This is a genomic window from Jeotgalibacillus malaysiensis (genome assembly GCF_044789845.1).
GTDB classification, from domain to species: domain Bacteria; phylum Bacillota; class Bacilli; order Bacillales; family Jeotgalibacillaceae; genus Jeotgalibacillus; species Jeotgalibacillus malaysiensis_A.
Window position 1 is genome coordinate 190,001 of the sequence record NZ_CP085252.1, and the last position, 21,778, is coordinate 211,778.

13 protein-coding genes, 8 tRNA genes and 2 rRNA genes (1 of these 23 only partly in view) are annotated in these 21,778 nt (G+C 44.0%); 22 read left to right on the forward strand and 1 reads right to left on the reverse strand.

Annotation, left to right across the window (positions count from 1 at the left end):
- The 18 genes from LG330_RS01075 to glmM all read left to right on the forward strand — a co-directional run.
- Positions 1-2,574, forward strand: a 23S ribosomal RNA gene (locus tag LG330_RS01075); it begins 353 nt to the left of the window's first position.
- 262 nt (positions 2,575-2,836) lie between these two features.
- Positions 2,837-2,952, forward strand: a 5S ribosomal RNA gene (gene rrf, locus LG330_RS01080).
- A 5-nt stretch (positions 2,953-2,957) separates the two neighbouring features.
- A tRNA-Asn gene (locus tag LG330_RS01085) sits at positions 2,958-3,032 on the forward strand.
- Between the two features lie 7 nt (positions 3,033-3,039).
- A tRNA-Thr gene (locus LG330_RS01090) sits at positions 3,040-3,115 on the forward strand.
- A gap of 4 nt (positions 3,116-3,119) precedes the next feature.
- Positions 3,120-3,194 (forward strand) — tRNA-Glu (locus LG330_RS01095).
- A gap of 18 nt (positions 3,195-3,212) precedes the next feature.
- Positions 3,213-3,288: transfer RNA gene (locus tag LG330_RS01100), tRNA-Val, on the forward strand.
- A 5-nt stretch (positions 3,289-3,293) separates the two neighbouring features.
- Positions 3,294-3,369, forward strand: a tRNA-Thr gene (locus LG330_RS01105).
- 16 nt (positions 3,370-3,385) lie between these two features.
- Positions 3,386-3,469: transfer RNA gene (locus LG330_RS01110), tRNA-Tyr, on the forward strand.
- A gap of 68 nt (positions 3,470-3,537) precedes the next feature.
- A tRNA-Gln gene (locus LG330_RS01115) sits at positions 3,538-3,612 on the forward strand.
- 3 nt (positions 3,613-3,615) lie between these two features.
- A tRNA-Lys gene (locus tag LG330_RS01120) sits at positions 3,616-3,688 on the forward strand.
- A gap of 125 nt (positions 3,689-3,813) precedes the next feature.
- Positions 3,814-4,440, forward strand: a complete 627-nt coding sequence (locus tag LG330_RS01125) for a class I SAM-dependent methyltransferase (RefSeq protein WP_404406830.1) — start codon at positions 3,814-3,816, stop codon at positions 4,438-4,440.
- 375 nt (positions 4,441-4,815) lie between these two features.
- On the forward strand, positions 4,816-5,718 hold the full coding sequence (gene rocF / locus LG330_RS01130) for an arginase (RefSeq protein WP_404406831.1): 903 nt from the start codon (positions 4,816-4,818) through the stop codon (positions 5,716-5,718).
- Between the two features lie 413 nt (positions 5,719-6,131).
- Entirely contained in the window at positions 6,132-6,695 is a 564-nt protein-coding gene (sigW, locus tag LG330_RS01135) for an RNA polymerase sigma factor SigW (protein WP_404406832.1), read from the forward strand.
- 15 nt (positions 6,696-6,710) lie between these two features.
- Positions 6,711-7,337, forward strand: a complete 627-nt coding sequence (locus tag LG330_RS01140) for a zf-HC2 domain-containing protein (protein WP_404409459.1) — start codon at positions 6,711-6,713, stop codon at positions 7,335-7,337.
- A gap of 361 nt (positions 7,338-7,698) precedes the next feature.
- Complete coding sequence (locus tag LG330_RS01145) at positions 7,699-8,742, forward strand: GGDEF domain-containing protein (protein WP_404406833.1); 1,044 nt, start codon at positions 7,699-7,701, stop codon at positions 8,740-8,742.
- A 127-nt stretch (positions 8,743-8,869) separates the two neighbouring features.
- Entirely contained in the window at positions 8,870-9,709 is an 840-nt protein-coding gene (gene cdaA / locus LG330_RS01150; RefSeq protein ID WP_404406834.1) for a diadenylate cyclase CdaA, read from the forward strand.
- Positions 9,702-11,051: a YbbR-like domain-containing protein gene (locus tag LG330_RS01155; protein WP_404406835.1), complete on the forward strand. Its 1,350-nt coding sequence runs from the start codon at positions 9,702-9,704 to the stop codon at positions 11,049-11,051. Before cdaA ends, LG330_RS01155 begins: the two co-directional genes overlap by 8 nt.
- A gap of 41 nt (positions 11,052-11,092) precedes the next feature.
- Positions 11,093-12,442 carry a phosphoglucosamine mutase gene (gene glmM / locus LG330_RS01160; protein WP_404406836.1) on the forward strand — a complete coding sequence of 450 codons (1,350 nt, stop codon included), beginning with the start codon at positions 11,093-11,095 and terminating at the stop codon, positions 12,440-12,442.
- Between the two features lie 271 nt (positions 12,443-12,713).
- On the opposite strand, the gene LG330_RS01165 is transcribed toward glmM, so the two are convergent.
- Positions 12,714-14,429, reverse strand: a complete 1,716-nt coding sequence (locus tag LG330_RS01165) for a DUF2207 domain-containing protein (RefSeq protein WP_404406837.1) — start codon at positions 14,427-14,429, stop codon at positions 12,714-12,716.
- 730 nt (positions 14,430-15,159) lie between these two features.
- Between LG330_RS01165 and glmS the strand changes: the two genes are divergently transcribed.
- From glmS to LG330_RS01185, 4 genes are all read left to right on the forward strand, one after another.
- The gene (gene glmS / locus LG330_RS01170; RefSeq protein WP_404406838.1) at positions 15,160-16,962 is read left to right on the forward strand and encodes a glutamine--fructose-6-phosphate transaminase (isomerizing); all 1,803 of its coding nucleotides are present in this window, start codon (positions 15,160-15,162) and stop codon (positions 16,960-16,962) included.
- A 152-nt stretch (positions 16,963-17,114) separates the two neighbouring features.
- Positions 17,115-17,954, forward strand: a complete 840-nt coding sequence (locus LG330_RS01175) for a TnsA endonuclease N-terminal domain-containing protein (RefSeq protein ID WP_404406839.1) — start codon at positions 17,115-17,117, stop codon at positions 17,952-17,954.
- A complete protein-coding gene (locus LG330_RS01180; protein WP_404406840.1) occupies positions 17,951-20,107 on the forward strand; it encodes a Mu transposase C-terminal domain-containing protein in 2,157 nt (718 codons plus the stop codon). The genes LG330_RS01175 and LG330_RS01180 overlap by 4 nt, the downstream gene beginning before the upstream one ends.
- On the forward strand, positions 20,082-21,773 hold the full coding sequence (locus tag LG330_RS01185) for an ATP-binding protein (protein WP_404406842.1): 1,692 nt from the start codon (positions 20,082-20,084) through the stop codon (positions 21,771-21,773). The genes LG330_RS01180 and LG330_RS01185 overlap by 26 nt, the downstream gene beginning before the upstream one ends.
- Positions 21,774-21,778: the final 5 nt, after the last annotated feature.

Below are 21,778 nucleotides of genomic sequence, written 5' to 3' on the forward strand. Positions count from 1 at the left end.
AGGCCCATCACAGAAGGTAACAATCCTGTAGTCGAAAGCTGTTTCTCTCCAGAGTGGATCCTGAGTACGGCGGAACACGTGAAATTCCGTCGGAATCCGGGAGGACCATCTCCCAAGGCTAAATACTCCCTAGTGACCGATAGTGAACCAGTACCGTGAGGGAAAGGTGAAAAGCACCCCGGAAGGGGAGTGAAATAGATCCTGAAACCGTGTGCCTACAAGTAGTCAGAGCCCGTTAACGGGTGATGGCGTGCCTTTTGTAGAATGAACCGGCGAGTTACGATTTGATGCAAGGTTAAGCGAAAGCGGAGCCGCAGCGAAAGCGAGTCTGAATAGGGCGTCGTAGTATCAGGTTGTAGACCCGAAACCAGGTGATCTACCCATGTCCAGGGTGAAGATGAGGTAACACTCATTGGAGGCCCGAACCCACGCACGTTGAAAAGTGCGGGGATGAGGTGTGGGTAGCGGAGAAATTCCAATCGAACCTGGAGATAGCTGGTTCTCTCCGAAATAGCTTTAGGGCTAGCCTCATGTAGTAAGAGTCTTGGAGGTAGAGCACTGTTTGGACTAGGGGCCCCCAACGGGTTACCGAATTCAGACAAACTCCGAATGCCAAAGACTTATCCATGGGAGTCAGACTGCGAGTGATAAGATCCGTAGTCGAAAGGGAAACAGCCCAGACCACCAGCTAAGGTCCCCAAGTAATCGTTAAGTGGAAAAGGATGTGGGGTTGCTTAGACAACCAGGATGTTGGCTTAGAAGCAGCCACCATTTAAAGAGTGCGTAATAGCTCACTGGTCGAGTGACCCTGCGCCGAAAATGTACCGGGGCTAAACGATTCACCGAAGCTGTGGATGAATCTCTATGAGATTCGTGGTAGGAGAGCGTTCTAAGCGCTGTGAAGTCAGACCGGAAGGACTGGTGGAGTACTTAGAAGTGAGAATGCCGGTATGAGTAGCGAAAGAAGAGTGAGAATCTCTTCCACCGAATGCCTAAGGTTTCCTGAGGAAGGCTCGTCCGCTCAGGGTTAGTCGGGACCTAAGCCGAGGCCGATAGGCGTAGGCGATGGACAACAGGTTGATATTCCTGTACCACCAACACATCGTTTGAGTAATGGGGGGACGCAGGAGGATAGGAGAGCACGCCGTTGGTTGCGCGTGTTTAAGCAGTTAGGCAGGAAATGAGGCAAATCCCGTTTCCGCGTAAGCTGAGCTGTGATGACGAGGGAAATTAGTACCGAAGTCTTTGATTCCACACTGCCAAGAAAAGCCTCTAGCGAGATGCAAGGTGCCCGTACCGCAAACCGACACAGGTAGGCGAGGAGAGAATCCTAAGGTGAGCGAGTGAACTCTCGTTAAGGAACTCGGCAAAATGACCCCGTAACTTCGGGAGAAGGGGTGCTCTATTAGGGTGCAAGCCCGAGAGAGCCGCAGTGAATAGGCCCAGGCGACTGTTTAGCAAAAACACAGGTCTCTGCGAAACCGTAAGGTGAAGTATAGGGGCTGACACCTGCCCGGTGCTGGAAGGTTAAGAGGAGTGCTTAGCGCAAGCGAAGGTGCGAATTGAAGCCCCAGTAAACGGCGGCCGTAACTATAACGGTCCTAAGGTAGCGAAATTCCTTGTCGGGTAAGTTCCGACCCGCACGAAAGGTGCAACGATCTGGGCACTGTCTCAACGAGAGACTCGGTGAAATTATAGTACCTGTGAAGATGCAGGTTACCCGCGACAGGACGGAAAGACCCCGTGGAGCTTTACTGCAGCCTGATATTGAATTTTGGCACAGCTTGTACAGGATAGGTAGGAGCCTTGGAAACCGGAGCGCCAGCTTCGGTGGAGGCATTGGTGGGATACTACCCCCGCTGTGTTGAACTTCTAACCCGCACCCGTAATCCGGGTGGGAGACAGTGTCAGGCAGGCAGTTTGACTGGGGCGGTCGCCTCCTAAAGAGTAACGGAGGCGCCCAAAGGTTCCCTCAGAATGGTTGGAAATCATTCGAAGAGTGTAAAGGCATAAGGGAGCTTGACTGCGAGACCTACAAGTCGAGCAGGGTCGAAAGACGGGCTTAGTGATCCGGTGGTTCCGCATGGAAGGGCCATCGCTCAACGGATAAAAGCTACCCCGGGGATAACAGGCTTATCTCCCCCAAGAGTCCACATCGACGGGGAGGTTTGGCACCTCGATGTCGGCTCATCGCATCCTGGGGCTGTAGTCGGTCCCAAGGGTTGGGCTGTTCGCCCATTAAAGCGGTACGCGAGCTGGGTTCAGAACGTCGTGAGACAGTTCGGTCCCTATCCGTCGTGGGCGCAGGAAATTTGAGAGGAGCTGTCCTTAGTACGAGAGGACCGGGATGGACGCACCGCTGGTGTACCAGTTGTCATGCCAATGGCATCGCTGGGTAGCTATGTGCGGACGGGATAAGTGCTGAAAGCATCTAAGCATGAAGCCCCCCTCAAGATGAGATTTCCCACACGCAAGTGGTAAGATCCCTGAAAGATGATCAGGTAGATAGGTTCGAGGTGGAAGCATGGTGACATGTGCAGCTGACGAATACTAATCGATCGAGGACTTAACCAATATAAGAAAGTGGAAGCGACTGGTCAGCTTTGAGAGCTGGTGGAAGCCTGAATGGATGAGACATCAGTCTCAAACAGGCAGGGTGAAGCAGCCGAAAAGCTAGGAGCTGAAACTGGACTAGGTTGATTCTCGGAATCCCTTACTTTGATGAACGTATCCAGTTTTGAGAGAACGAATTTTTTCGTTTTTTCTATAAACCTGTTGTTGAAATCAGCAATGGAAACTTGGTATAATAGATTTTGTTCCAAGTTAAGCAGATAAGTCTAGTGATGACAGCGAAGAGGTCACACCCGTTCCCATGCCGAACACGGAAGTTAAGCTCTTCAGCGCCGATGGTAGTTGGGGGTTTCCCCCTGTGAGAGTAGGACGTCGCTAGGCATTGTTCCACAGTAGCTCAGTGGTAGAGCAATCGGCTGTTAACCGATCGGTCGTAGGTTCGAGTCCTACCTGTGGAGCCATTTTTCTGCTTCCATAGCTCAGCAGGTAGAGCACTTCCATGGTAAGGAAGAGGTCGCAGGTTCAAATCCTGTTGGAAGCTCCACAGAGGCCCGTTGGTCAAGTGGTTAAGACACCGCCCTTTCACGGCGGTAACACGGGTTCGAATCCCGTACGGGTCACCATTTAAATTTTATTCCCATGGAGAATTAGCTCAGCTGGGAGAGCATCTGCCTTACAAGCAGAGGGTCGGCGGTTCGAGCCCGTCATTCTCCACCATTTTAGCCGGTGTAGCTCAACTGGTAGAGCAACTGACTTGTAATCAGTAGGTTGGGGGTTCAAGTCCTCTTGCCGGCACCAGTTTTCAACTCCATATGGAGGGGTAGCGAAGTGGCTAAACGCGGCGGACTGTAAATCCGCTCCTTCGGGTTCGGCAGTTCGAATCTGCCCCCCTCCACCATTTTTTGAAAAAAGGACATGCTTTTGAGGTGTCTTTTCGTTTTTTCAGGGTATATTACTTTTAAGCGTTGGGCTATAGCCAAGCGGTAAGGCAACGGACTTTGACTCCGTCATGCGTTGGTTCGAATCCAGCTAGCCCAGCCATACGAGCCATTAGCTCAGTTGGTAGAGCATCTGACTTTTAATCAGAGGGTCGAAGGTTCGAGTCCTTCATGGCTCACTCACAAAGCTTTTCAGCGATGACAACATTGCTGGAAAGCTTTTTTTAATTTTGAAAAAGAATATGATAAACAGTGTTATACTGTTACGAGATAAAAGGATTGCGATGAGAGGCGTGAACAGGTTTTGAAACTTGAAGATACTGGTGAAAGAATTATTCCGGATGAGATGAAGCCTTCTAATATGATGCTGCTTGAGCACATGGCAAGGTATCAGTTCGCTTTTCCTTATGTGAAGGGAAGAGTGCTGGATCTGGCGTGCGGCTCGGGTTATGGCAGTGTAATGGCAGCGAGACAGTCGAAGCGCAAAATCTGCGAAATGGTCGCAGTGGATTTTTCTGAAGAAGTCCTTACTTATGCTCGGGGAAGGTACCACCACCCCATGATTTCTTATGAGTGTCACGATGCGGTTGATCCATTACTTCCGGAAAAGCTGGGTACTTTTGATTGTATTCTTTCTTTTGAGACCTATGAACATATTGCAGAGGAAGAGGTGTTCTTAGATAACCTTTTCCGACTGCTGAAGCCAGGTGGCATACTTGTGTTGTCGACTCCTTTTGGAGAAGGACGAGGCAAGCCTTCTTCAGAGCCGTTTCATATTCATCAGATTACGAGAAATGAATTCAGGTCTTTGTTTGATCAATATCCGTATGCAAAAAAAGACTTTTATTACCAGTCGGGTGTACTGGTAGAGCCTATAAGAGAAGGCATGAACTATCAGATGGGGATTGCTGTGTGCAGGAGAGAAGCCTGAGTGCTGTGGTCCACAGTATAAGCTGTAAAGAGTCCTTTCTGTTCAGAGATGAATGGGGAGGTTTTTTGAGCGGATGAGGTGTGGGGTGACGGTCTTAATTGAGTCATGGCTCCTATTAATTGGTTTGGCGGACGCCGTTATTGGTTCATCTCTTCAGGTTATTGTATCAGCGGTTGGTATGAGCAAATTATTTGTTACATCTCCCGCATTTTTTGTATCACCTCCCCGTTTAATTGCATCATCGCTTCCATTATTTGAACACAAGCCTTTTCAGTTTTCTCCATGTATATTCATACATTATCCTGCGCAGTTGAACCACCTGAAATGTAAGCGTTACAATAGCTGAGTGAGACAAATTTCAGGGGGTATAAAGAGATGCAGAAAAAGAATATTTCAGTGATCGGCGTGCCAATGGATTTAGGGCAGATGCGCCGTGGAGTAGATATGGGACCAAGTGCAATCCGTTATGCCGGTTTGCTTGAACGTTTAGAGGCAATTGGTCACACAGTGACTGACCTTGGCGATATTCAGATTGACCAGCCGGAGCGTGTACATACGGCAGATACAAACCTGAGAAACCTGGATGCTGTTGTAAAAGGAAGTACAGCGCTTGCTGACCAGGTGAAGAAAGTGAAAACTGACGGCGACTTTCCGCTGATTTTAGGTGGCGATCACAGTATTGCGATCGGTTCACTTGCAGGCATCAGCAGTAACTATGAGAATCTTGGTGTGATCTGGTATGATGCACACGGTGATTTAAATACAGGTGATACGTCACCATCAGGCAATATCCACGGGATGCCGCTTGCTGTGAGTCTTGGTATCGGTCATGAAGACCTTGTGAATATCCATGACTATACGCCAAAAGTGAAGCCTGAGAACATTGTGATTATCGGCGCACGTTCACTTGATGAAGGTGAAAGAGAGCTGATCAAGGAAAAAGGTATCCGCGTGTACACGATGCATGAAGTGGATCGCATGGGGATGACGAAGGTAATGGAAGAGTCAATTGAGTATCTGAAAGACCGTACAGACGGCGTTCATTTATCACTTGATCTTGACGGCTTGGATCCAAATGATGCACCGGGCGTTGGAACACCTGTCATTGGCGGGATCAGCTACCGTGAGAGCCACCTGGCAATGGAGATGCTTGCAGAAGCAGATATCCTGACGTCAGCTGAGTTCGTTGAAGTGAATCCAATTCTGGATGAAAAGAATAAAACAGCTACTGTTGCTGTGGCGCTGGTAGGGTCGCTGTTTGGCGAGAAGCTTCTATAATAATATGGACCGTCTGCGGGAGTGCTGCAGGCGGTTGTTTAAGAAATAGGTGTGGGTCTAATTACATGATCTCCAGAACCATCGTCGAAATCTCCTAAACGACCACCAAAGTTTCATGAACAAGCCGCATCATCTCATGAACACCACCCGCAATTTCCGGATCAACACCCATAATCTCCTGAACCCCATCCCAAAATACCCCCCCACCGCCATTCCAATAATTTCTAACATTTTTGCAATAACTGGATGACACTGTACTACAATTAATAGTACAATAGAAATGCGTGTTTATAATCACAATCGGCAAAATACCTTTACATAAAAAGTCTCAAAATAAAAATAAAAAAGCGTGAAACCTTTTGCGCGATACTTACGTAAATAGGTTAGAGCCGCATGGAGCGGAGGTAAAGAAAATGGAATCCATAGTGAAAAAGCGAATACAGCAGGTGCGGAAGGGAGATCAGGATGCTTTCGGTGAGATCGTGGAGCTCTTTCAAGACAGAGTCTATCACGTGTGCTTCAGGATGCTTGGCAACCGTCATGAAGCTGAGGATATTGCACAGGAGGCATTTATCAGAGCGTATACGAACATTCACACGTTTGATATCGACAGAAAATTTTCGACGTGGCTGTTCCGTATTGCAACAAACCTGTGTATCGACCGAATCAGAAAGAAAAAACCTGACTATTATTTAGATGCAGAAGTCTCCGGAACAGATGGCCTGACGATGTACTCTCAGGTAGAAACAGATGGTCCTCTTCCTGAAGAAGAAGTCGAGTCGATGGAATTACAGGAATCAATTCAAAAAGAAATTTCCAGATTACCCGACAAATATCGTTCTGTTATCGTATTAAAATATATAGAGGAGCTTTCTTTGAAAGAAATCAGTGAAATTCTCGATCTGCCAATCGGAACAGTCAAGACGAGAATCCACAGAGGCAGAGAAGCCCTCAGGAAGCAATTAAGATCAATATAGGAGAGGGTGAGTAAAGTGAACACTTGTCCTGAACATATCGTGCTGTTAATGCATGATTATTTAGATGAAGAGATTTCACATGAAAACGAAAAGGAGTTGAAGGCGCACCTTCAGTCTTGTGAAGCGTGCAAAACTCATTTTCACGAATTGAAAAAGACAGTTGCGCTTGTTCAAAGCACTTCACATATACAGGCACCATCTGGTTTTACACAAAATGTGATGGCGAAGCTGCCGAAGGAAAAGAAGAGAGCAGGTGTGGAGCGCTGGTTCCACCGTCATCCGCTGATGGCAGCGGCTGCAGTATTCTTTATACTGATGGGTGGCAGTCTGTTTACAAATTGGAACGGTTCAGAAGAGCTTTCCTTTACACAGAGCGAACACGTTGTCGTAGAAGGAAATACAGTTGTAGTACCTGAAGGAGAAACGATTCAGGGTGACCTGACAGTCCGCAATGGCGACCTCCGCATAGAAGGAACGGTCGAAGGGAATGTGACAATCGTCAACGGCGAGCAGTTTATGGCTGGTGCCGGTGGTGTCACAGGTGAAATCGAAGAAATCGATCAGGCATTTGAGTGGTTATGGTACTCAATGAAGTCCGCTGCCAAGGAGCTCGGAAACTTTGGGCAGGATCGCGAAGAATAAAATAAGCAATACGCCGGCAGGATAAAAGCCGGCGTATTTTTTATGAAAATAGATTTACTGAAGTCCATTGTAGTTTCTTCACAGCTGGTGATTGGAGTGGAAGGGGGCGACTCCTGCGGGCTCACCGCCCGGCCGCGAAAAGCGTCCCCCTGAAGCGGAAATCATCAGCCAACATTAATAAAGGTACTAAAATAGAAATATTTTCTAAAATAATGACAGAAAATTCTATTATTATTTCGAGAATTCTTATATGATAATATGAGGGTTGCTTTAATACGTTAAAAACTACATAATGATGTAAAATAGGTAAAAATAATTACTTTATAGATAATAATATACAGTAAAAGGAGGGTATGGAGATTTGAAAGATATCAAAACGGAACAGGTTTTCTCGTACCTGAGATGGATCTTTTTAATCGGCATACTGATTACGTATCTGGTCCCTTTTTTAAATGAGAAAATAGGTTATGCAGGAAACTCGTTTTATATATTAGTATCCATCTTTTTTGTATTCACAGTGATTGCGCAGTGGCAGCTTCATATGAGCACAAAAAAAGAAATCAATTTTCCGCTGCTGATCAGAAGCAGTGTCTGGATTGATTACGGGGCGTACGTCTGGCTGATTGCAATCACCGGCGGCATTCAGAGTGATTTCCTGCCGATCATGTATGTCATTTTAATGCATGCGATGGTTCATTGGAAGGAGCGGGGAGCAATCTGGATGACTGCGGCATTAGTAGTCGGTTTGTGGTCAGCACCTTTTTATTCGATCGGTTATACTGCTGAGGCGGTTGTAACAGGAGCGATTCAGACATTTGTACTTGTGGTGATGAGTACATTCAGTGCCGTGCTTGTATTAAGAGAGCGGAGATACTTTTCGCAGGCAGCAACGCTCGGGAACGAATTGAAATTGGACCATCTGACCGGATTATTTAATGTGCGATATTTTAAAGAACAAATAAAAGTAATGGAACAAAAGCGCGAGCCATTTCATTTGCTGATCGGTGATATTGATTTCTTTAAGGTGGCAAATGACCATTATGGACATTTATTTGGTGACCAGGTGCTAGCTGTGATCGGTCCGATTTTAAAAAGGGTGACCAGTGCGCATAATGGGACAGCTTTTCGCTACGGTGGAGAGGAATTTGTCTTTTTATTTCCCGGGAAAGATGTTTATGTCGAAGACTTTTTATACGAGCTGAGAAATGAGTTTGAGTGTGCAGACATAAAGCAGGAAGACTGGCGTTTGAGCCTGAGCTTTGGTCATGCAGTAAGTGAGGAAGGTGCCGGGGTTGAAGACGTCATTGCGCTCGCGGATTCACGTCTTTATCAGGCAAAAGAAAATGGACGGGCGTGTGCGGTATTGAATACTGATGAGGTCCTGCCTTATTTATACGCACTGTAACAACTTTTAAATTCATGTTTCAACTGAACAATGTAAGACTTAGGCGGCGGGTTTGTGTTATAATAAGATGGTTTAAATTTGTTGGGTTATAAAGAGGTTTTTTAAATAGATAATTGGAGGAAGTCACATGCCGTTTGCCGACCAGTTTTCAGATTTAACGGTGTTAGACCTTGCTGTTCATGCAATTGACATACTCCTCGTGTGGTTTGTTTTATATAAGCTGATCACAGTGATCAGAGGGACAAAGGCTGTACAGCTGTTAAAAGGAATATTTGTTATTGTTGTCGTCCGCGTAGTCAGTGAGTTGCTAGGATTTAATACACTGGCGTGGATCATGGAGCAGGTGATGCTCTGGGGGGTTCTGGGGATCATGATTATCTTCCAGCCTGAGCTGCGTCGTGCACTTGAACAGCTTGGACGGGGGAAGTTATTTGCCAGAGGAAATCTCCAGGAAGAAGAGGAACGTAACCGCTTAGTGGAAGCTGTAACGAAATCAGTCAGCTATATGGCGAAGCGGAGAATCGGTGCCTTAATTACATTCGAGCGCGAAACAGGTATGGGAGACTATATCGAAACAGGGATCCCGATGGATTCTAATCTTACTTCCGAACTGTTAATTAATTTATTCATTCCTAATACACCGCTTCATGATGGTGCGGTGATTATCCAGAAGAACCGTATTGCAGCGGCTGCCTGTTATCTGCCGCTGTCTGAAAGTCCGTTTATTTCCAAAGAACTTGGTACACGTCACCGGGCAGCCCTTGGTGTCAGTGAAGTAACCGACAGTATTACAGTCGTGGTTTCGGAAGAGACAGGTGCGATTTCCGTCACAACCAATGGTGAGCTTCAGCGCGATCTGGAGCTGGATGAATTCAGCAAGATCATCCGCCGTGAATGGTTCGGTGAAAAAGAATCAGCAGACTCTTCAGCACGATGGAACTGGAGGGGGAAAAAGAATAATGGATAAATTCCTTGAAAGCCGCTGGTTCCTAAGAGGATTTGCGTTGCTGGTGGCTGTACTGATGTTTATCACGGTCAATACTGAAGAAGAAGGAACAAACACTTCTGCCAATTCGCAAAACGATGTGGAAGTGATTGAAAGTGTTCCGGTTGATACGATCTATAACGAAGAAGAACTTGTGGTAACGGGTGTGCCGAATACGGTAGACGTTACCATTGAAGGTCCTACTCAGTTTGTCACCAGAACCAATGCGGTGAGGGATTTCCGTGTGTTTATTAACCTTGCAGACCTGGAGCTTGGCACACATGAAGTCGAACTCCAGCCTGAAGGTTTTTCATCACAGCTGACCGTGACGATTTCCCCTGCGGTTGCCACTGTGACAATCGATGAGCGTATAACAGAAGAATTTGCAGTTGACGCTGAATTTAATCAGTCTATTATTCCTGAGGGCTATGAGCTTCAGGGAATTGAATCAGATCCTGAAACCGTTCAGGTAACCGGTGCAAGGAACGTCATTGAATCAATCCGCTATGTCAGAGCGACTGTGGATATAGAAGGTCAGGTAGAAGATGAACAAACGATTGAATCTACCGTTCAGGTGCTCAATGCCAACCTGGACAAGCTGCCTGTTGCAGTTGAACCGCAGACGGTGGATCTGAATGTCACTGTCTCGCAGCCAAGTAAAGAAGTAACGCTTGTGCCGGTGACATCAGGCACACCTGCAGATGGCTTTGAGCTTGATTCAATTGAGCTGACGACTGAAACGGTGACCATCTATGGGCCAACAGACACGATTGACAATATTAATGAAATTGAAGTACCATTTGATCTTTCGGGTGTATCTAATGATGGTTCGCGGATCGAAGTGCCGATTCCGGTTCCGGAAGGCGTGACGAGCTTGTCCAGTGAAACAGTGGCAGGTGTGATCTCACTCACGGAATCAGCAGCAGGCGAAGGTGCTGCAGCTGAAGATGAGTCAGAGGAGACAGCTGAAACACCTTCTCCTGAAGAAGAGGAAGAACCTGCTGAGGATACTGATAATGCCTCAAATGATAATAATGAATCCACAGAGGAGCTGACATTGTCGGCTCTTCCTGTTGAAATGCGGAATATAGGCGATGAACTGCAGACGACTTTTTTAAGTCCTGCCAGCGGGGAGCTTAACTTACGCGTAACTGGAGAACCGGAAACGCTTGAAGAGTTGTCAAAAGATGACGTCTCACTGTTTGTAGATGCGGAAGGGTTAGAAGAAGGCGAACATGAAATGGAAGTCCAGATCGAAGGGCCTTCCAATGTGACATATATTTTATCGCAGTCCAGTATTACATTTTCACTGGCGACTGCCTAAGCCCTGGGAGGGGCCGTTTATAAGAAGGAGCGATGTTTATCATGGGTAAATATTTTGGAACAGACGGGGTCCGCGGAGTAGCAAACGCTGAGCTTACGCCGGAAATGGCATTTAAGCTTGGACGCTTCGGAGGATACGTGCTGACAAAAGAAACAACACGCCCAAAGGTTTTAATTGGACGTGATACAAGAATTTCAGGTCATATGTTAGAAGGCGCGCTTGTTGCCGGTCTTCTGTCGATCGGTGCGGAAGTCATGCGTCTTGGCGTCATTTCAACACCAGGTGTAGCATTCCTGACAAAGGCAATGGGTGCACAGGCTGGCGTCATGATCTCAGCTTCACATAACCCAGTACCGGATAACGGAATTAAGTTCTTTGGTCCTGACGGCTTTAAGCTGACAGATGATCAGGAAGCTGAAATTGAAGCATTAATTGACGCAGAGACAGATACGACACCTCGTCCAACAGGCGGAGACCTTGGCGTTGTGACAGATTACTTTGAAGGCGGACAGAAATACCTTCAGTATCTGAAGCAGTCAGCTGATGAGGATTTCAGCGGCATTCATGTAGCGCTTGACTGCGCACACGGTGCAACCTCAGCACTTGCTACACATCTGTTTGCAGACCTTGATGCCGACCTTTCAACTATGGGGGCATCACCAAACGGACTGAATATCAATGAAGGTGTAGGGTCAACACACCCTGAAACACTTGCTGATTTTGTAAAAGAAAAAGGTGCAGACGTTGGTCTTGCATTTGACGGAGACGGTGACCGTATCATCGCAGTTGATGAAAACGGAAAGATTGTAGACGGTGACCAGATTATGTTTATCTGTGCCAAGCACCTGAAGAGCGAATCACGTCTGAAGCAAAATACAGTCGTATCAACTGTCATGAGTAACCTTGGTTTCCATAAAGGGCTTGAAGAAGCAGGAATCCGGAGCATTCAGACAGCTGTTGGTGACCGTTATGTTGTAGAAGAAATGAAAAAAGGCAGCTACACACTTGGTGGTGAGCAGTCAGGGCACATTATCTTCCTTGATTACAACACAACAGGAGACGGACTATTAACAGGTCTTCAGCTTGTGAATATCATGAAGCTGACAGGCAAGAAGCTTTCTGAGCTTGCTGCTGAAATGGAGATCTTCCCACAGAAGCTTGTGAATATCCGCGTAAGCGATAAGCACGGTGTGACGGATAACGCTGAAGTTAAAGCGATCATTGAACAGGTGGAAAAAGAGATGGATGGCAACGGCCGCATTCTCGTACGTCCATCAGGCACTGAGCCGCTTGTACGTGTGATGGCAGAAGCACCGACTAAAGAGCTTTGCGAAGAGTATGTAAACCGCATTGCTGAAGTGGTTGAAAATGAAATGGGCGTTAAAGCTTAATATAGATGCATGAAAAAGGAGAAATACGCTGCAATTAGGCAGGTATTTCTCCTTTTTGTTTTGGCTGATATAGTCCGGTTCATTTCCGCTTCAGGCGGAGGCTTTCCGGACGGTGGTTGCTGAGCCTCCTCACCTTCGGTTGCGGGGTCTCAGCTTCCCACTAATCGTCCCGGAGTCCCCGCCTTCCGCTGCAATGAACCAACTCTTTCAATAAGATATCTTATAATGCAAATTTTATAGCGCCTTATAATAAGCGTCATGTTCTTTTAACTTAATAACCACTTGCCTCACCCATCATCTCATAAGGATGAACACCTTTTGCCACAAAATAAGTAAGCGGTACTGCTTCGAGCGGCTGATGCTCTGATGAAATGTACGCTTTCAGATCAACGCCGTGGACAGGCATTTCAATCGCGCGGATCATCCATGGGTCGATCGCTTCTTTTGTGATTGAGAATGAATCATCTGAAGCAAGCATGTATCTAAACGATGAGATGCTGTCCTCAAGCTGCGGTTTTTTATAGTTAAACGATAATGGTTTAACTAAAAAGACCAGTACAGCAAGCGCAAGACCATATGTTAAAAATGTCAGATTCAACCCAACATCCGTAAGGGCAATGCCTGTAAAGATATTCAGGAAAATTGCAATCAACCAGAGCCATTTATTCAGCGCGAACTTGAATGTCAGTGCAAAAAGAATACCGGGAACGAGTACAAGGATTAGGATGGCGGCCGGGTGACTGTCCTCAAGCAGATGGTTAATGACAAGCAGCACAAACATCATTCCCATCAAAATTCTAAGTAACAGGAGCGGCCTTTTATTCGGCCCAAACTGTGCATTGAATTCTTTCTTTGCGAGCTTACGCCATTTTGTATCGTACTGAGACGAGAACTCCTGTAAAAGAGACTCATTGAGCGTCACTTCATCGTGGTGTCTGAAGAGCGAGTCCATTAGAAACTGCTCACTTTTTTTCAGTGAAACGGACTGTGCGCTTTTTTTGAATGCCAGCTCGTCTCCTCTGACACGGGAAGTCAGCGCACCTTTTTCACGCAATGTATAAAGTGCTGCAAGCAGGCTTTCTGAAGGTTTTGGTTCTAAGTTTTGACCGAATAAGATAGATAACGGACTGAAGTTCATCACGTTTTCAGCATGCCCTATGGATCGCTTACGTATGATAAACATCAGCGTGACTGACAGAACGATTGCGACGATCAGGAGGATATTAAACCATTTGACCGCTGTGCCGATAACAGATTGTTTTTCATGATTTTTATCTGCCGCTGCGTAGATCGCTTCCTGTTCCTGAACAGCTTCAGACAGCGGCATAGGGGCGGCGACAGGGTCCGTCTCTGTCATCACATCTGAAGGAAACAAAATCCTTACTTCCGAGTTTGTAAACATCGGTGAAGAAGGCGTGTAAAACCGGACACCAGACTCGTCCTGCTGCGTAATCTTGCCATTTCGATCAGGGAAAAATACTTCTGTCTGACCTGGTGGAACGGGTCCAGGGAAAATCACATCGATATACAGTTCATTCATATTCTCATCATGATGCGACCCATCACTGAAAAATGGCAGATAGGCGTCAGTATAGTCGTCGTAGACCCTGACTGCATTTTCAAGCGTATATGTATAGAAAACTTTTATCGTTTCGGACTCACCGTTTACAGTTGTCCAAACTGTCTCATTACCATACTCGTAATCAAGCAGGGCAAGGTCAGCGCTTTGGATAAAGCCGGGTTCATCATTTGATCCTGTGATCGCATAGGCTTCAAAATCAGCGACACCGCTATGCCCTTCACGGTAAAGTGTCCGGCCGACTTCTTCTTCATACTCTGTAAATGTATAGTGGAATACTTCGTTCACTGTGACATCACCATTTGGCAGAATCCAGGCACGCACCTTCGCTTCCTCAACAGTATAGGCAGCAGCACCTCCAGCAAAAACTAACCACAGCAGCCCTGCAGTGATAACGTATTTCTTCAACATCTCTTCACCTTCTTAATGAATGCTACGTAACCTTACGAATGATAGCAGGAAAAAGTTTCAAAATGAAGCTGATAAGCGAAACTGAAAAGCATTTGTAACCAACGTAACAATGGAACGTGGTATACTACGTTTCGTGCGTCATAAAAATTTTGATTGACGTAAAAATCATTCGTGACGTATGATAAGGTAAGTGTATTTTCCTCAAAATAGGGTATACTGGGAAAGTCGCACTTTTATTCAAAGAGAGAAAGAGAGGGCTGTAAGGTACACAACACGATACAAAAAGCGCCAGGACTGCCCATGAGAGCGGCAGTTGACGAGGAGAAGGAGCATCGAGTGTTCGGCGGATGCCTTCCGGCTGATGACTGCACAGCCGAAAACCTGTTTTTTAAAATCACAGAGGCGACTCTGTGGACAAAGAAAACAGGAATGCAGCACCCTAAAAAACTAAACTAGCGATGTTGAAGTAAAGAATGACAATCTAAGAGATTGCACAGCTGTGTGATTGGAGCGGAAGGCGACGACTCCGGAGCGATTAGTGGGACAGCTGAGACCCTGCAAGCGAAGCTGAGGAGGCTCAGCGACCACCGCTCGGAAAGCGTTCGCCTGAAGCGGAAATCACCAGCCAACTTTAACAGAGCCCAAAAAACTAATAGAGAGATAAAGGGGGCACGTCCGTCCTCTTATACGGTCATGCCCTCCTTATCATCACAGGAGGAAACTTATTATGTGTGGAATTGTAGGATATATTGGATTAAACGATACGAAGGAAATTTTGCTGAAAGGTCTTGAAAAGCTTGAATACCGCGGTTATGACTCTGCAGGAATTGCAGTGAAAAATGACGACGGCGTATCAGTATTCAAAGAAAAAGGACGCATCGCAGACCTTCGTGCAATCGTGGATGACAGCGTGAGCGCTAACATCGGAATCGGCCATACGCGCTGGGCAACACACGGCGCACCAAGCCAAGTGAACGCACACCCTCACCAGAGTACAACCAGCCGCTTTACGCTTGTACACAACGGTGTGATCGAGAACTATGCACAGCTGAAGCGTGAGCACCTTGCAGACGTTGAGCTTGTATCTGAGACTGATACAGAAATCATCGTTCAGCTGATCGAAAAGTTTGTCAAAGCAGGACTTGAAACAGAAGCAGCATTTGCGCAAACACTAAAGGAACTGAAAGGTTCATATGCAATTGCGCTTTTAGATAACGAGAACGAAGATACAATCTTTGTTGCGAAAAACAAGAGCCCGCTATTAGTTGGTCTTGGAGAAGACTTCAACGTTGTTGCATCTGATGCAATGGCAATGCTGCAGGTAACTGATGAGTACGTTGAACTGATGGACAAAGAAATGGTCATCGTGACAAAAGAAAGCATCACAATCAAAACACTTGCTGGCGAAACAGTTGCACGTGATTCTTACAAAGCAGAAATCGATGCAAGCGACATCGAAAAGGGTACGTACCCTCACTACATGCTAAAAGAAATCGACGAGCAGCCAGCTGTCATGCGTAAAATCATTCAGGCTTACCAGAATGAAGAAGGCGAGCTTTCAATCGCGAAAGACACGCTTGATGCTGTAAACGCAGCTGACCGCATCTACATCATCGCTTGCGGAACAAGCTACCATGCAGGACTTGTAGGGAAAGAGTACCTTGAAAAAACAGCGAAAATCCCGACTGAAGTACACGTAGCGAGTGAGTTCGTATACAACACGCCGTTACTATCTGAAAAGCCATTATTCATCTTTATCTCTCAAAGTGGTGAAACAGCGGACAGCCGTGCCGTGCTTGTACACATTAAAGAACTTGGACACCCTGCACTGACACTGACAAACGTAGCAGGCTCAACACTTTCACGTGAAGCGAACCACACACTTCTGCTGCATGCAGGACCTGAGATCGCAGTAGCTTCAACAAAAGCATACACTGCACAAATCGCAGTCCTTGCCATCCTTGCAGAATCAGCTGGAAAAGCAAAAGGCTTCGAAATGAAATTTGACCTGATTCAGGAAATGGGTATCGTAGCAAACGCAATCCAGACACTGACAGACGACAAGGAAGCATTCGAGCAAATTGCACGCGACTTCCTAAGCACAACGCCGAACGCATTCTTCATCGGACGCTCAATGGATTACCATGTCGTTCAGGAAGCTGCGCTAAAGCTGAAAGAAATCTCTTACATCCAGGCTGAAGGCTTCGCAGGCGGCGAGCTCAAGCACGGAACAATCGCACTTATCGAAGACGGCACACCAGTCTTTGCCCTGGCAACACAGGAAAACGTCAACCTGAGCATCCGCGGTAACGTCAAAGAAGTAGCAGCCCGCGGCGCCAACCCATGCATCATCTCAATGAAAGGCCTCGAAGAACAAGGCGACAGCTACGTAGTTCCACACGTACACGAACTGCTTGCACCACTGGTTTCAGTAGTGCCGACACAGCTGATTGCTTATTATGCAGCACTTCATAGAGATTGTGATGTGGATAAGCCACGTAATTTGGCGAAGAGTGTTACAGTAGAATAATCCAGAAAAATAGAAATAATTAACTGTAGCTTTGAAATAAAGTTGCGATGTTTATAAAAAAGATACGATGTTTAAAGTAAAGTCGCGGCGTTTGTAAAAAAGTTGCGATGAACTACCTCTTTGGATTATATTAATCTAAAGGGGTGTTTTTTATGTCAAAAAGAACTAGGATATCTAAAGTAGAAAAGTGGATTAAAGAAGGTCGTGGTTCTGGAATTGGAGCTGATTATAAGCCCTGGTTAAATATTCAGGATGTCTCCTCGTTAGGAAGATCCACGCGTTTAAAAGGTATTAAAACTAATAGACAGCACGAATTCTTATCTGATTTAGAACGAAACTACTTCTATTTAACTGAATATTCCGACATTGTTTTGGATATTAGAGAACAATTCCCTTTACTACCGCTGGAAGAAACAATTGTCATTGCGGATGAATTAGGTCTTAAACATCCTACAGATCCAAAAACGAATGAAGCGATTGTGATGACAACTGATTTTTTATTAACAGTAGATAAAGGTGTAGGGTTGGTAGAACTTGCAAGAACAATAAAAATGAAAGACGAGCTTTTAAAGAAGCGAGTTATTGAGAAATTTGAAATAGAACGGGTTTACTGGGAGCGAAGACAAATAGATTGGGGAATTGTAACCGAACTAGAGATCCCAAGAGAATTGGCTAGGAATATGAGTTATATTCATGATTATCACGATCTCCAACAATACGATGTGTTTCAAAATATGCAACAGCAACATATTGAAGATTTAGCGATAGAGCTGTTACAAAGGATCTTGAATGAAAATCAAAGCATTAGAGAAATTTCAAATATATTTGATAAAGAAACACATATGCCATTAGGAAGTGGTATGACCCTATTTTATCATTTACTGTCTCATAAAATTGTTCGCATGGACATGTTAGAGCCTTTAAATGTAGAGAAGCCGATTGTTATTCAGTCAATTGACGAGAGCAAGCTGAAGAAGGTGAAATATGGATGATTTATATTAACCAAGTATTTCAATATACAGCAGATTCACAGCGTATTCGTATCATTGAAATTGAAGAGTCCTATGTATATGTAGTTAATATCGATACAACGAGTGCTATGCCCAAAAGAGAGCTATTTAGACACTTAGAGATAGAACTTGAGCAAGGTGAATTATTGATGATAAGTGATCCATTTGCTAAAGCAATCTTAGATGAAGAATTAACGTCTGTTCAAATTAGCAAACGAGATGAGGACTGGCTAACTATAGAAAAGTTTATCCTTCCTAATATGAAAGAGCTGCTAAAGAAAACGGGACGTGAAGCGAAAATATTAGAAATTGTGGCAGATAGTGGGCTAGGTAAAACAAAGGTAAAAAAATTACTTAGTCGTTATTGGCAACGAGGCATGAATAAAAATGCTATGCTCCCTGATTATGCAAACTCAGGTGGTCGAGGGAAAACTAAAAAGCTAAGCAATGATAAAGTTGGTCGCCCACGTAGAGTATCTGTCAATGGCGAATATCGCAGTGGAATCAATATAACCGATGATATTAAAATCCAGTTTGAACATGCAATAAATAAATATTACCGTAAAGCAAATAACTATTCTTTGAAAGATGTGTACCACTTTATTTTGCGAGATTTTTATTCGGATCGATATAAAGAAAATGGAGAAGTTCAATATCGCGTTTGGGAAACGAATCGAATTCCCTCCTATCATCAATTTTATTATTGGTTCAAGAAAAACGAGGACCCTAAAAAGGACATTGAGTTTCGTAAAAGCGCTAAAGATTATGAATTAAAGCACCGGCCTATTTTAAGTAGTTCAAAAATTGAAACAAATGGTCCAGGTACTCGTTTTCAAATTGATGCGACGATCGCTGATATTTATATAGTCAGCTCTTTCGATGTAAACCGAATTATTGGTCGCCCTGTTGTTTATGCAATCATTGACGTATATTCTCGTATTGTTACAGGAATATATATAGGATTAGAAGGTCCATCATGGCTAGGTGCGATGATGGCTTTAGATAATATGGTTACCAATAAGGTTGAATTTTGTAAACAGTATGATATTGATATTACGGAGGAACAGTGGCCAACTCATCATCTGCCTGAAATTATCATTGCAGACCGAGGCGAATTTGAGGGTTATGCAGTAGCTGGACTTATAAATAATTTAAACATCAAAATAGAAAATACAACGGCTTATCGAGGAGATTTAAAAGGGATTGTCGAGCGAAAATTCCGTACGATTAACGGTAAAGTAAAACAAAAAGCACCTGGCGCTATTCAAAAAGAATATCGAGAACGTGGAGATAGAGATTATAGACTAGATGCTACATTGAACTTAAAAGAGTTTACCACGTTAATTATTACGATGGTTTTGCACCATAATCATAAAATTATTGATAAGTATCCAATGGAAAAAGAGATGGTTACAGATGGCATTGTGCCAACGCCTATCAGTTTATGGAACTGGGGAATTCAAAACCGTAAAGGTCGTCTGCGTACAGTGGATAGGAATATTTTACGATTAAATGTATTGCCCAGAGGTAAAGCAACAATTTCACGTGCAGGTATAAAGTTTAAAAATTTATTATATGGCTCAAAGCGAGCGATGGAAGAACAGTGGTATATTAAGCTGAAAAATAAAAGTATTGATATTGTTTACGACCCACGTCATTTAGAAAAAATCTATATTCCTAATGATCATGGAATAGGTTATGAGACTTGTATTTTGTTAGAACCGAGCCAGCAATACAAATTGGATTTTTTAGAGGAAGTTGTTTTTCAGCAACAACTACGTAACGAGTTAGAGGAAGAAGAGCGCTCTAAGCAAGTTCAACTGACAATTAATGCAGATACAATGATGGAGCAAATTATTAAAGCAGCAGAGCAAAAGAAGAAAAAAGGTCTTTATCAACCTACAAGTAAAAGAGAAAAACTAGCTTCAATCAGAGATAATAAAGCGATTGAGAAGGAAGCCAATCGTCAATATGAAAAGTTTGATCTTTCACCTAATGTAGCTGTGCAATCTACCGAAGTTAAAGGTTTTCCATTGAAAACTAAATTAGAAGAGCCTCTGGAAAAGAAACAATCTTCACGTCTAATGGAAAAGTTGAAGAGGAAGCGAGATGAAGAATTTGAAAGAGATGAATAATGTAGTCTTGAAGGGAGATATGGAAGAAGCCGATTATAAATTACAGTTGCTTAATGAATACTCTCAAAATCCTTTCATTGAAGCTCTTCCACCTATTTTTAGTGAGGATGATGTGCTGGATCGCTTCATCGTAACACCACGAATTAGTGAACAAGATAAACAGAGCGAAATAAATATTCGCTATCACGTGTTGAAGAGAGTAAAAAACTTTATTCAGCCGTTACCAATTCATTTTGAAGTGGAGCGACGTTTGTCTACATTGATTCGTCGTGGTTATTTAGGTAGAAACCCCTTAGATAAAACATTTTTTGAAAGAATTCGCATGCTGCATGAGTTACGTGAAGATGAAAAGCAGTCTCATAAGTACATTGATGAACGTTTAAATCATATTCGCTCCACGGCAGACAGTTTATCAATTATTGGGATCTCAGGTATTGGTAAGACAACGGCAATTGAACGCTTACTATTAATGTACCCTCAAGTAATCAAACATGAAATATACGATCAAATGCCTTTTAATCGAACACAGATTGTTTGGCTTAAAATTGATTGCCCTTATGATGGGAGTCTTTCAACGCTATGTAAAAGTTTTTTTAAAGCTGTTGATGATTTATTAGGCACGCGCTACTTAGAAAAATTTGGATACTTAAATAGGGTTACATCAACAATGCTTTTGCACATGACATCATTGGCAAGTATGTACGGTATTGGTGTGCTAGTGATTGATGAGATACAGCATTTGTTACATGCAAAGAATGACCAGGAAGAGATGTTAAATTTCTTTGTAACACTATCCAACACAGTAGGTATTCCAACTGTACTAATTGGCACGTCTAAAGCTCAGCAACTATTTAAAGGTAACTTCAGGCAAGCACGTCGTGCAGCAAGTGATGGAGCAATTATTTGGGATCGTATGTCTGAAGATAGTGAAGAATGGGAATTTTTCTTAGAAACACTATGGGAACTACAATGTTTAAAAGCACGCTCGGAACTTACTGCTGAGGTCAGGAAGGCTTTTTATGAGGAATGTCAGGGTATCACATCTGTAGCTGTTAACCTCTTTATACTGGCTCAGGAAAGAGCCCTTTTTGATGAAAACAATAACAATGAACTTATTACAGTGAAAGTGCTAAAACAAACAGCTCAAAAAGACATGCAGATTATTCAACCGATGCTAAATGCAATTCGTCATAATGATTTTGCTGCAATGTATAAGTATGAAGATATTATGATCAATCTGGATGAATTGATGATGAATCACAAAAGAGAGCATCATTATGAAGGAAAGCTGAAGACTGCCATGAAAGAACGAAAGAATTCAGTGGCTTATAAACAACACGAAATTGTGGAGAGTCTCAGTGTGGAAGTAGGAGCTCTAGGGATATTTGATTCATTATCATCAAACGATATTGTAAAAGCTACGAAAAGAATAGTTAATAATGTCCCGATTGATACGGATGAAAAATTTCTTAAAGCTCAACTTATTCAGGAGTTAATTGAGATGAATAAAAAAGAGGAAAAGAAGAAAAAACCTGCGCATACTCAGAGTAAAGTTTTGTCATTGCTAGATATGAGAGTAGATGCACTAAAGCAAAAAGCACATCCATATGAAGTTTTTAAGAAAAATGATTTTATAAAATCTCCGTTTATAGAATTCCATATGTGATTACT

Coding starts and splice junctions, on each gene's coding strand:
- LG330_RS01180 (WP_404406840.1), top strand. CDS start 17,951: ATGATTTATATTAACCAAGTATTTCAATATACAGCAGATTCACAGCGT.
- sigW (WP_404406832.1), top strand. CDS start 6,132: ATGGAATCCATAGTGAAAAAGCGAATACAGCAGGTGCGGAAGGGAGAT.
- rocF (WP_404406831.1), top strand. CDS start 4,816: ATGCAGAAAAAGAATATTTCAGTGATCGGCGTGCCAATGGATTTAGGG.
- LG330_RS01155 (WP_404406835.1), top strand. CDS start 9,702: ATGGATAAATTCCTTGAAAGCCGCTGGTTCCTAAGAGGATTTGCGTTG.
- LG330_RS01185 (WP_404406842.1), top strand. CDS start 20,082: ATGAAGAATTTGAAAGAGATGAATAATGTAGTCTTGAAGGGAGATATG.
- glmS (WP_404406838.1), top strand. CDS start 15,160: ATGTGTGGAATTGTAGGATATATTGGATTAAACGATACGAAGGAAATT.
- cdaA (WP_404406834.1), top strand. CDS start 8,870: ATGCCGTTTGCCGACCAGTTTTCAGATTTAACGGTGTTAGACCTTGCT.
- glmM (WP_404406836.1), top strand. CDS start 11,093: ATGGGTAAATATTTTGGAACAGACGGGGTCCGCGGAGTAGCAAACGCT.
- LG330_RS01175 (WP_404406839.1), top strand. CDS start 17,115: ATGTCAAAAAGAACTAGGATATCTAAAGTAGAAAAGTGGATTAAAGAA.